Below are 11,163 nucleotides of genomic sequence, written 5' to 3' on the forward strand. Positions count from 1 at the left end.
TTCGTGGCCGATCAGCGCAACGTCTTTCTGGTCGGCGGCACCGGCACCGGAAAGTCGCATCTTGCCCGCTCCCTCATGCGCGGGCGCTTCTTCAATGTCGTCGATCTGGTCAACAGGCTCGAGACCGAAACCCGCTCCGGCCGCCAGGGTCGTATTGCCGACCATCTCACCCGGCTCGACTTCGTCGTCTTCGACGAACTCGGATATCTCCCCTTCGCCCAGGCCGGCGGGCAGTTGCTCTTCCATCTGGTCTCGAAGCTTTACGAGCGCACCTCGATCATCATCACCACCAATCTCGCCTTCGGCGAATGGCCTACCGGAAACGAGTCCTGGCGCTTCAAGAACCGCTCTCAAAGCTGAAGTCGAAGAGCTAATCAGCCGCACCCGATCAGGCTGTGCAACCCCGACCAGCTTCGTCTGATCGGGCGCTAACGGAGGTGCCCTTCAATACCCCTCAACCGGGGTCCCCTTTTGCGCGAACAACCAGGGTCCCGATTCCGTGGTGATTTACAGCTTTCGTTTAAAAACGAATGCTTCGAGAGCGTGCTTGACGGGCGTTGACATCCGCGTCTGGAAGCCAGAGTCGAGGTAGGTCATCTTCTCGACGACAGGGAACAACTTCCTTACCGCCTCAACATCGTAGTGCTGCTTCATTTAAATCTCCGACTGCCAGCCACGCTGCAGGCGGAGCTAGCCACTTCCATATCTGGGCAAAACTGAACTGCCCCCTCGGCCGCCTCGCAATGATCGAAGCAATTGCCAATGCCGATAGCGATGATCGGAGCATATTCGAAATGGCGGTTCCGTCTACGTTACCTATCGTTATTTGACCTCATTTATTCCGATCATTGAGCCTCTTCGGCCTGCACGAACCGGCTGCGGCTTCTTATAAACGTCAGCAACTACTGACCAGTGTGTCGAGGTGATCGTCTGTGTCACGACGGCGCCATGCAAAGGCGAGCCCGAGACGAGTGTTGGGGATGGATAACCCATCGACTGCGATTTACCGGATCTGGCCTTCTCGCGGCTTCGCCCTGTAGCGTTAAGCCGCGCTCCAGCTATCGAGCAAGGTCTGCCTTCGAGCCTCATCATCTGTCAAGTTCATCAGATTGATCATCCAGCAGCGAATGCCGCGGGTGCTACGCTGACGTGATTAGCCCGGCGTTCGGAAGCTTAGTCGAGTTTGTACAACGACCTGTTGTTCTTATAGAGAATCATTCGCGCGCCCTCGATTGCTTCGTCAAAGTCCAAGCTTCCCCCTACGACATACTCAGTCAGCGCTTTCGCAAGGTATCGCTTACCCCAGCGGCCGGCCAGCCAATAGAGATCAGGAACGTGAAATGCGTCGCTCGCATACAGGATCTTGGACAGCGGAACGACCTCCATCACTTGCATATATCGCTGAAACAAATTCTGGTGCACGAACGGCGTCATGATCGACAGTTCGAAATAGCAGTTCGGGTAAAGGTGGCTGAGCCAGGCGGCTTTGCCAACCGAGGGATAACCCGCGTGAAGCGGGATAATCTTCGGCATTCGCATGACGCCGTCGCGATCAAACCGGCAGACTTCCTCAAGATAGAACGGGTCTTGGTTGCGAAGGATCACGGATGGGGCCTCACCGTCGCCCGCGTGGATCTGCATGGGAATGTCGCGTCTGAGGCATTCTTCAAGAGCAAGCGTAAAATTGTGTCGACGGAGATCCTTGGACAAGTTGTATTCGGACTGGCGGTCCATCGTTGGGATCTTGTGGTACGATTCCCTTAGTGCCTGCCAGGATGTCCGAGCAATTTCCCTGTCGTGAAGAGGTTCGATCAATCCGATGTAGGGGAGAAGATAGGATTTCATCCCATAGGACTTCTTGCCGTAATTTCCGTTGCCGTCGAGCAGTTCCAACAGACGAGCCATGTATCGCTGCTCGTAGTCATCGAACGAAATTTCGAGAGGAAAGAGCTCCTTCTGGACCATCTCGATCCGGGCGAGCCTATTCATTCGGCAGGGCCGAATCTCGTCATCATATCGGTTGATCTCCGCCATCGAAGCGCCTTCGCAATAGCCGGTATCAACCATGACGTTCTCATATTTAACGTCTTGCAGCAGACTTCTGACGTAGCCCCAATAATTTTGAGTGCGTGCGTTCCTGGCCTCGATGACGGCCTCGAGATCTGGTTCACAGCTTAAGAACTGTGCCATCTCTTTGACGAGGAACTTCACAAAGATGCTTTGGGAAATGTCACCAATGATCCCGTCTATTTTTTCCTGGATGCCGAACTGCTTGTTGAGATCATGCCGTACGGCGTCATCGCCACTGAGCCATTTATCGTAGATACCGGCGGGGAAGTAGGCGGGCACAGTGTCCATTGCTGCCAACGACATCCGCTCCAGGAAACGCTTCGAGGTCATCGCCGGTTCACGATCGGTGACAAGATGACAATGTGCGTCGTCAATCGGCAGCTCATTGACCGCCTCGAAAATCTTTAGGAACTCAGGGTGTTGTTTAGAAAAGAAGGGCCCCAGATGGTCCAGATCTTGAGCTGCTTTGCTGTTCATTTCGTTCTCCAATAGTGATTGTGGAGGCCGTTCATCCGCCGAATGAAATCGATCTTAGAGTTCAGACTTATTGCTCTCGCCACCGGAAAGTTCTGCCAGGATCCTGATCCATGACCGAATCCCCTTGTGGAAACTGGAGAGATCGTACTTTTCGTTCGGGCTATGGTGGCGATTGTCAGAGCGCGCGAAGCCGATCGGCAAAGAATCGATGGACAGTCGGCTCTGCATAACGCTGACGATCGGAATTGAGCCACCAGAGCCGATGAGCACGGATTCGCAGTTCCATTCATCTTTCAAAGCAGCGCGGGCGCGCCGCAGGTATTGGCTGTTTGAAGGAATAACCGATGCTTTGCTTCCACCAAGTCCGGTGAACTTCACAGTGCAGTCGACGGGCATTCTCGCGCGAATGTGCTCGTGAAACTTCGCTTGAATTTTTTCCGGATCCTGTCCTGCAACGAGCCGGAAAGATACCTTGGCGACGGCCTTCGACGGGATGATCGTTTTCAAGCCGTCCCCATAATATCCACCTGCAATGCCATTGATTTGGCATGACGGGCGAGTCCAAACCTGCTCCAGAACTGAATACGCCTCATCGCCGGCAGCCTGCGACAGACCTACGTTCTGTAGGAACATGTCGGCATCGAAGCGGAGCTTTTTCAGCTCGGACTTAAGCTCTTCATCTGGTTCTGTGACGTCGTCATAGAATCCTTCAATTGCCACTGCCCCACTCTTGCTCCTTAAGCTGGCGATCAATTCAGCAAGGACCTGGATAGGGTTACGAGCGGCATTGCCGTAGGCGCCCGAATGCAAGTCGCGATTGGCACAGGTGATTTCGATTTCTTCTTCGAGCAATCCTCGAAACATGACAGTGACTGCCGGAACCGCGTCATTCCACAGATAGGTGTCACAAAGCAGCATGAGGTCGGCGTGCAGCTCGTCGCCAGCTTGATCCAAAAATTTATCCATGCTGGGACTGCCGCTCTCTTCCTCCCCCTCGAAGAACATGGAAACGCTGATAGGCAGACCTCCAGTCACAGTTTTCCACGCGCGGCACGCTTCGACGAAGGTCAGAAGCTGGCCCTTGTCGTCCGAGGCGCCACGCGCGATAATCTGGCTATCGCCACTGGGCTGCACCTTCAGCCTTGGATCAAATGGATCTGCGTCCCATTTCTCGAGTGGCTCAACTGGTTGAACATCATAGTGCCCGTAGAACAAAACGTGGGGGCCGATCGCTTGTTTTTGGTGCGCGACAACGACCGGGTGGCCAGTCGTCTGCCGAACAGATGCGTCAAATCCAATGCTCCCAAGCTCGTATGTCAGCCATGATGCCGCCTCTTGGCACTGGGGAGCATAACGCGGATCGCACGAGACCGACGGTATGCGCAATAACTGAAACAGCCGGTCTAAACTGGCGCTGACATTGGCATCCGCGTAGCTCAAGACGCTTTTAAGAAGCAACCGCTTTGCCTCCGGCACATGCGCGGCGGGTGACTGTTCCGTAGATGACACGTATTTGCCTTTCTTTTCAAAAGCGTAGTGCGCCTTGTGCTTCCGCCAAGTCGGTTGAGCCGTCTAAGCTCGCATGCGACGCATCGACATTGATCGCCTTGCGGCTCTTCCGCGTCGAAACGAGGTGTCTCTTTAGTGGGTGTCGAAAAAGCTCTGGATCTTCACAGGGTCGTTTGTCTGGCTAAGAGAAAGCATCAACAGGATGCGTGCTTTCTGTGGGCTGAGAGAGTCTCCGGTGATGAACCCATGGGCATCGTCGTCTACCTCATCGTTGCGCTTGATGTAGCTGCAGTGCACGCGTGAAGAGCGGACAAATGCCAATCCCTTCTGCACAACCGCTCTTGCTGCCGGTCTGATTGCCTTGGGAAGGCTCCCGCTGCCGGTTCCAGCCCAAACGACGCCTTCATAGTCAGACGCCGCAATTCCTTCCAGCACATCAGGCGTCACGCCGACGTAGCTGTAAGCAATCGCGACCGCAGGTAAGCGAGGCAGGTCGAGCGGGAAGGCGCTCCACAGCGTATGCTTGCGTTCCGATCTCCGGTAAAAAACCGGCCGGCCATTCACCATCTGGCCGATGGGCCCAAAATCGGGTGATTTGAAAGCATCGAGATTGAAGGTTGTCTTCGTGACATCTCGCGCCGAATGAATTTCAGAATTCAGGACGACGAGCACACCCCTACCCATCACCTCTCGACAACTGGCTAGAACTACGGCGTCGTGGAGGTTGGCTGCCCCATCTGCGCCAAGCGCATAGGGTCTGCGCATAGCTCCGACGACGACGACAGGCTTATCGCTCTTGACAGTGAGATTGAGGAAAAAGGCCGTCTCCTCGAGCGTGTCGGTGCCATGCGTCACCACGACGCCCTGGACCTTCTCATCTGCAACGGCTCTATTTATGCGCCTTGCCAGTTCCAGCCAGTGTTCCGCTGTGATGTCAGGACTAGACACCTGAGCGATCTGCTCTACCAGAACATTAAACCTATGTCGTAGTTCGGGAATGGCATCCAGCAACGCCTCGCCCGTCAACGTCGGGTCGCTTGGCGAAGTCTGCGCGATTGAACCGCCTGTAGCCAGTATGACGACATTCCCGTGGTGCGTTTCCATTCTTTTCAATCCCAAGGGGGTCCGTCCAGTACAGAAAGTTCTGAACTGGCCGATCAAACACCAAATGGCAGCCTAAGCTGCGTTAACTAGTACCTGTGCGACCAGCCGAGTTCGCTGCGTAAGGCTGCGCTCGACTTAAGTTCATCGACACGTCTAGTCCCGGTCAGCCACCGTTGCGTGGCCCGCGGCGAGCTGCGGTCTTGACTCGTTATGCTCTGCCTTTGACGCATGGGCGGCGGCGTGGCGCTGGTTCTTAGTGCTTCAAAACACGCGATAAGAAAGTCCGGGTGCGCTCGTTTCTCGGTTCGTCAAAGATTTGCTCCGGTTGACCCACCTCTACAATCGCTCCCCGATCCATGTAGATGACACGATCAGCGACCTCGCGAGCGAAGGCCATTTCATGTGTGACGATCATCATCGTCATGCCCTCATTCCGCAGCTCGCGCATGACGTCGAGCACCTCTCCCACCAATTCGGGATCGAGCGCGGACGTAGGTTCGTCAAACAGCATGACGTGAGGTTCCATCGCCAATGATCTGGCGATAGCAACGCGCTGTTGCTGGCCGCCGGACAGCTGCCCAGGGTACTTTTGTGCCTGATTTCCCAGACCAACACGCTCGAGCAACCGCAGGCCGACAGCCTCCGCCTCGGCGCGAGATTTGCGGCGCACCCGGATCGGTGCAAGCGTGATGTTTTCCAGCACGGTCTTGTGGGGGAATAGGTTGAATTGTTGAAACACCATTCCCACGCCGCGCCTAATCTGGTGCAGTGCCTTGGCACCCCCGAAATCGAAATCCTCCGTGGTCGGCATCGAGAACCCGTCGACCACCAAGGTGCCGTTTTCATAGGTTTCCAGTCCGTTGACACACCGGATGAGCGTAGACTTGCCAGAGCCGCTGGCACCGATGAGGACTACCACCTCCCCCGCAGTCACAGAGAGACTGATATTCGATAAGGCCTGGAATGAACCGTAGAACTTGTTAACGTTCGTGAACGTTACGATCGTCGGATGAGATTCGCTTGATTGCGTGAGCATTAACGGGTACTCCTCTGCATGCGAGCTTCCATCCGCCGAGCTCCAAATGTAATTGCCGAGCCGATGAGAAAGTAAACGGCAAACATAAACACGTATACTTCATTGATCGCGCCGCTTGATGCTGGGTCAGCCAGGATCATCTGTCCCGCGCGCAAGAAGTCTGTAAGCCCAATGATGAAAACAAGTGTCGCGCCATTAAAAACATCGAGGACGTTACCGACTAGAGCAGGCTGCACGACCCGGATGGCTTGTGGCAACACGATCTCGGTTGAAACTGTCCAGTTTGACATCCCTAGGGACTGCGCTGCCTCCCGCTGGGCGCGAGGCACGGCTTGAATGCCGCTTCGCACAAACTCGGCCACATAAGCGGCATTGAAGACAGTATAGCCGATCATGCCTCGCACGAGAGAAGAGATCGACGTGTCAGGCAGGAACAGAGGCACCGTTATCCAGATCCAGTAGACAACCAGAATCAAGGGAACTGACCGCATCACTTCAATATAGCCAGCGCAGCAGGCTCTTAGACTTGGGTTGCGACTGGTCCGGCCAAACGCGAGCAGGATGCCAAGCGGCAAGGACGCAGCTGAAACAACGATTGCCAGCATCAGGCTGAGCAGGAGGCCACCCCACCTATCAAGCCCGGGGGGGGCCAATACAAGGACGGCGGCCGCGCAAGCTGTCAGCAAAATAGCAACGGTAAAGCGACGCAGTTTTCGCACCATGACGGCGCCAATCGCCGTGCAAAGAATGGCCAACATCAACCAGGTTCGCCATATCTCTTCCCGCGGATATAGGCCAACCAGTAGAAGGCGTCGGCTCTCATAGATGCCAACCCAATGTGCATCCCAAAATGCCCATCCCAAAAGTCGTACTGTCAGCCAAACGACTAACGCGAGGACGAGTATCGACAAAACGGAATCAAAACGATTTTCAAACAGGTTCCGTCGAATCCACAGATACGATTTTCTCATTACCGCGGCCCATCCAGAACAACCCGCCCATTCAAGAAGTTGATGAAGGCGCTAATAACCCAGCTCAGCAACAGATAGACCGCCATGACGATCAACACTGTCTCGATACTGTGGCCCGATTGATTGGCCACTGTGCCGCTTACGTTGAAGAGATCGGGAAAACCGATCGCGATCCCCAGAGACGTATCCTTCGTCAAGCTGATATAACGGTTTGCAAGGGAGGGCAGAATAATCCTGAAAACCTGGGGAAGGATCACATCTCGGATCGTGTCTCTGCGGGATAGCCCGATCGCGGCGGCGGCCTCCCACTGCCCTTTGGGCAATCCTTCAATGGCGCCGCGAACAATTTCTGCAATATACGCCGCGCTGTTGACGATGACGGCAATCAGAATTGCCGACATCTCGGGTGAGAGCTGTATTCCGCCAACAGCGCCGAAGCGCCCAACAACGGGCAATGCCATGTCAATGCGAAAGCCGGTTGCGTAGGCTGCACCGGCAGTCACGATACCTGCGCCAAGCAAGGCCCAACGACGACCCGATGAGAGACGTGGCCAACAAGCGACGAACATCAAGCCTATCGCCACGGCAACGAAAACGAAGGAGACTGGCGCTACCCCGTCGGATATGTGCGGCACGGGCAAAAACAGACCTGATTGCCCGAAGACAAACCACTTCTCAACATTCGCGGCATCTGTGACGGGCGGCAGCCGTAGGAAGAAGGCGAAGTACCAAAATACCACCTGTATCAGCAGGGGAGTGTTGCGGACGAACTCCACGACAATGAAGGCGAGCTGTCGTATCAGCCAGTTCGTCGACAGGCGAGCAATGCCAAAGATCACTCCGATGACAGTAGAGAAGATGATAGCGAGTAACGCCACTTTGATTGAGTTGAACAACCCTGCAGTCAGCATCTGGAGGTTTGTAGACTCAGAAGTTACGATCGAAAATGCGGGCCACCATCCGTTCCAGGCAGTTGCGAAGCCCTCACTGACATTGAATTGCGAAGGCCGCGAAAGGTAGCCAAAACTGAAGGCGATCCCGCGCTCTGCCAGACTTTGCTGGATTGCTACACCTGCGAAGGCAACGATCGCAATTGCGGCAACCACGACGCTGGCGTGGATCATTTGGTGGCGGATTCGCGCGGCGCGCCGCCGCCCCCCGGAGGGCGACGCAACCGGCTCAAGCCGCACTTGCGTAAGGTTGTTCATCAGTTTACGGCTCTGGGCAACAAACGTTTGGCATCGTGTGGCAGCGTTCAGAGCCACAGTATCGAGTACAAGAGACCGCCATTCTTCGAGAGCGCGTTTGGTGTCTTGTCACGTTCAAGATAGAGCGGCGTCTTAGGTCCCAGCGACCGATCATAGATCTCGCCGAAATTGCCGACGCCTTTGATCATGTCTGAGATAAAGCTATCCGAAACATGGAAGTCCGCGCCGAACCCGCCGTTTACACCGAGGAACTTTTGAATCGCGGGATCAGGCAACTTCTTCATCTCGCTCAAGTTCGCACTGGTGATGCCCCATTCCTCTGCCTGAAACAGAGCATACAGCGTCCAGGTCATCAGCTTTCGCCACTCCGGATCGTTCTGAACGACGATACCAGCGAATGGAGCCGCCCCCAGGGTCTCGGGCAGAATTAGATATTCATTGGGCTTCGGTGAGTTGCCGCGCCAGGCGGCAAGCGCCGACTTGTCGGTGAACATCGCATTGCACCGCCCGCTGGTCAGTGCAGAGAAGAGCTTCTCATTGCTGTCAAACGTCAGGATTTTGGTGTTCGCAATATTACGAGCCTTAATCTCCTGGGCGATTGTAGCTTCGCTGCCGGACCCTTGCGTGGTGCAGATTGCTGCGCCGGAGAGATCGCCGATTGATTTTACACCGGACGCGGCCGTCACCATGACCCCACCACCATCGAAAAAGTACGGGGGAAGAAAGTCGACTGCAAGCGCCGCCGCGCGGGACGCAAATACAGAGGTATGTGCATAGACGATGTCCACCTGGCCTGTCTGAACCGCGTTGAAGCGGCTCTTATCGGTAACGACGACGAAGTTGACCTTGTCAGGGTCGCCGAGCACAGCGGCCGCAGTAGCACGACACAGATCAACGTCCACTCCCTCCATCTTGGAGGTTTTCGGATTGAGATAACCAAACCCCGGGGTTGTGTTGTCAGTCCCGCAATTCAGCACGCCGCGTTGTTTGACGTTGTCAAGTACGGAAGCGTGCGCCGATGTGGCTGCTGCCCCGGCGAGGGCGAGCGCGGCGGATAGATACGCGATAGAGGATGTTAGACGCATGTGAGTTCCCCTGGTTCTGATTAATAGGCCCAGTTTTTTGAGGTCGCACTTTATAGCGACATCAAAGTGCCCCTTAAGGAAGTCATAGCCGCCCGAGAATGTCCATACGCGTTATCATTTATAGGTATTGATCTTTTCGTTTTTTGATAATTTGTGCCACAATCGGGTAGTTTCCCGGCTTTCTCGTCAGAACCATCACAGTACCGCCACGCGCGTCCGTAATTCACGAATCCGCTATTGAAACGTGTTCGTCCAAGAGAGAGCACGGATGCTGTTTGCGAACAGAGCGCTAAAGAGATTTACCATCGGCTGAGCAGATCGCTGGCCGTGTTCTAATCCATCCAGGTCGGCCGGTCAGGCTATTGCCTCGCCTGAGGTGCTGAGGGTATGGAACGCGCTCAGAGACATGACCGAGCGGAGCTTGGTCGAACGAGTCACCGCCGAATTCTTAAGGGCAGAGGACACGGGCAGTTCCACACCGCCCGGCCGGTTTTCAATCAATAGGTATCCGCCGACGTGGCACGTTGCGGCAACTGCCTACCAAGCGTGAGGGTCACCCAGGACCAGCTTCGCATATTCGTTCATTAGCTGTACCGAAGGCGGCTGTCGCTTGGCAGATGGGGTGGTTGCCGTCCTCCCCTAACGGCATCGCAATGTGCCAAGGTGATGTGGTGTAAGCCACAGAACAGAGAGGACGGCGGATGAAGGATACGTTGATCGGAGTGGATCTGGCAAAGAATGTTTTCCAGCTACACGGGGCGTCGATGACAGGCGATGTGAAGTACCGCAAGAAACTGTCTCGCGGGCAGTTCTTCAGGTTCATGTCAGAGCAGCCACCGGCACTTGTTGTTATGGAAGCCTGCGGCAGCGCCCATTACTGGGCGCGCGAGTTGGTGAAGCTGGGCCATGCAGTCAAGCTGATCGCGCCGCAATATGTGCGCCCGTTCGTGAAGATATGCTCACCTGACCATAACTTCACGAAGGGCTTCACGTAAATTGGCGGGATCAGCCGGACGGTGTGCCCCAGCTTCATGATCTCGCGTCCCCAGTAGTGCGACGTCGCGCAAGCTTCCATGGCCACGAGGCAGGCCGGCTGCCGGCTCAGGAACGCCAGAAACTGCGAACGCGACAGCTTCTTGCGAAAGACAACCGACCCCTCAGCCGCGGCGCCATGAACCTGAAAAGCCTGCTTTGCCAGGTCAACGGCGATAATGCTAACTTCCTTCATGGATGCCCTCTCCTTGTTGGATGATTCGTAAGCGCGATTTTCCCTGCACGTTGACGCCGGCGCTTTCGACGGATGGCCTTCGAATTGGGAACGGTATCTGGTCTGATCAGACTGCTGTTGCTTTGGCGAAGTTGAAGGGCAGCAGATCCTCGATGGCTGCGTTCTCGGGGCGCTGAGGTAGTTCAGTGAGGACGTGGCGCAGCCACGCTAACGGCTCGACGCCACAGGCGCGGCAGGTCAACATCAGGCTGTAGATGACGGCGCTGGCCCTGGCTCCGTCGACGGTATCGCTGAACAGCCAACTTTTCCGGCCAGTGGCAAAGATTCTGATGTCACGCTCGAGAAGATTGTTGTCGATCGGCATGCTGCCGTCCTCGGTGTAACGAGTCAGATATCCCCATTGGTTCAGGGTGTAGGAGACGGCGTCGCCGAGCTTGCTGTCCGGCAAGACTTTTGGGGCGATGTCGTCGAGCCA

The 11,163-nt window shown here is 55.6% G+C and carries 9 protein-coding genes and 3 pseudogenes; 2 read left to right on the forward strand and 10 right to left on the reverse strand.

Annotated elements, in window-relative coordinates; translation table 11 throughout:
• Positions 1-360: pseudogene (locus NKH99_RS30680) on the forward strand (ATP-binding protein); the annotation flags it as partial.
• 147 nt (positions 361-507) lie between these two features.
• On the opposite strand, the gene NKH99_RS30685 reads toward NKH99_RS30680, so the two are convergent.
• The 8 genes from NKH99_RS30685 to NKH99_RS30720 form a co-directional block, all read right to left on the reverse strand.
• The gene (locus NKH99_RS30685) at positions 508-654 is read right to left on the reverse strand and encodes a hypothetical protein (RefSeq protein ID WP_353017583.1); all 147 of its coding nucleotides are present in this window, start codon (positions 652-654) and stop codon (positions 508-510) included.
• A gap of 519 nt (positions 655-1,173) precedes the next feature.
• Entirely contained in the window at positions 1,174-2,547 is a 1,374-nt protein-coding gene (locus tag NKH99_RS30690) for an amidohydrolase family protein (protein WP_353017585.1), read from the reverse strand.
• A gap of 54 nt (positions 2,548-2,601) precedes the next feature.
• Entirely contained in the window at positions 2,602-4,056 is a 1,455-nt protein-coding gene (locus NKH99_RS30695) for a M20/M25/M40 family metallo-hydrolase (RefSeq protein ID WP_353017587.1), read from the reverse strand.
• 132 nt (positions 4,057-4,188) lie between these two features.
• Positions 4,189-5,160: an asparaginase gene (locus NKH99_RS30700; protein ID WP_353017589.1), complete on the reverse strand. Its 972-nt coding sequence runs from the start codon at positions 5,158-5,160 to the stop codon at positions 4,189-4,191.
• 253 nt (positions 5,161-5,413) lie between these two features.
• Positions 5,414-6,196, reverse strand: coding sequence for an amino acid ABC transporter ATP-binding protein (locus NKH99_RS30705; RefSeq protein WP_353017591.1), 783 nt, complete (start codon positions 6,194-6,196; stop codon positions 5,414-5,416).
• Positions 6,196-7,167 carry an amino acid ABC transporter permease gene (locus tag NKH99_RS30710; RefSeq protein ID WP_353017592.1) on the reverse strand — a complete coding sequence of 324 codons (972 nt, stop codon included), beginning with the start codon at positions 7,165-7,167 and terminating at the stop codon, positions 6,196-6,198. Before NKH99_RS30710 ends, NKH99_RS30705 begins: the two co-directional genes overlap by 1 nt.
• Positions 7,167-8,375: an ABC transporter permease subunit gene (locus NKH99_RS30715; RefSeq protein WP_353017594.1), complete on the reverse strand. Its 1,209-nt coding sequence runs from the start codon at positions 8,373-8,375 to the stop codon at positions 7,167-7,169. Before NKH99_RS30715 ends, NKH99_RS30710 begins: the two co-directional genes overlap by 1 nt.
• Before the next feature lie 47 nt (positions 8,376-8,422).
• Positions 8,423-9,460: a transporter substrate-binding domain-containing protein gene (locus NKH99_RS30720; protein WP_353017596.1), complete on the reverse strand. Its 1,038-nt coding sequence runs from the start codon at positions 9,458-9,460 to the stop codon at positions 8,423-8,425.
• A gap of 701 nt (positions 9,461-10,161) precedes the next feature.
• On the opposite strand from NKH99_RS30720, the pseudogene NKH99_RS32860 reads away from it, so the two are divergent.
• Positions 10,162-10,413 (forward strand): annotated as a pseudogene (locus tag NKH99_RS32860) (IS110 family RNA-guided transposase); the annotation flags it as partial.
• A 20-nt stretch (positions 10,414-10,433) separates the two neighbouring features.
• Here the strand turns inward: NKH99_RS32860 and NKH99_RS30725 are convergent.
• Positions 10,434-10,688 (reverse strand): annotated as a pseudogene (locus tag NKH99_RS30725) (IS110 family transposase); the annotation flags it as partial.
• A gap of 106 nt (positions 10,689-10,794) precedes the next feature.
• Positions 10,795-11,163, reverse strand: a 369-nt coding sequence (locus NKH99_RS30730) for an IS66 family transposase (protein ID WP_353017598.1), incomplete at its 5' end; no start/stop codon positions are given.

The organism is Mesorhizobium sp. M0854 (assembly GCF_040319815.1).
In the GTDB taxonomy this organism is placed as follows: domain Bacteria; phylum Pseudomonadota; class Alphaproteobacteria; order Rhizobiales; family Rhizobiaceae; genus Mesorhizobium.

Bases quoted from the DNA above. Each gene is read 5' to 3' on its own strand.
- NKH99_RS30700 (WP_353017589.1), bottom strand. From the start codon at position 5,160: ATGGAAACGCACCACGGGAATGTCGTCATACTGGCTACAGGCGGTTCA.
- NKH99_RS30720 (WP_353017596.1), bottom strand. From the start codon at position 9,460: ATGCGTCTAACATCCTCTATCGCGTATCTATCCGCCGCGCTCGCCCTC.
- NKH99_RS30685 (WP_353017583.1), bottom strand. From the start codon at position 654: ATGAAGCAGCACTACGATGTTGAGGCGGTAAGGAAGTTGTTCCCTGTC.
- NKH99_RS30715 (WP_353017594.1), bottom strand. From the start codon at position 8,375: ATGAACAACCTTACGCAAGTGCGGCTTGAGCCGGTTGCGTCGCCCTCC.
- NKH99_RS30690 (WP_353017585.1), bottom strand. From the start codon at position 2,547: ATGAACAGCAAAGCAGCTCAAGATCTGGACCATCTGGGGCCCTTCTTT.
- NKH99_RS30705 (WP_353017591.1), bottom strand. From the start codon at position 6,196: ATGCTCACGCAATCAAGCGAATCTCATCCGACGATCGTAACGTTCACG.
- NKH99_RS30710 (WP_353017592.1), bottom strand. From the start codon at position 7,167: ATGAGAAAATCGTATCTGTGGATTCGACGGAACCTGTTTGAAAATCGT.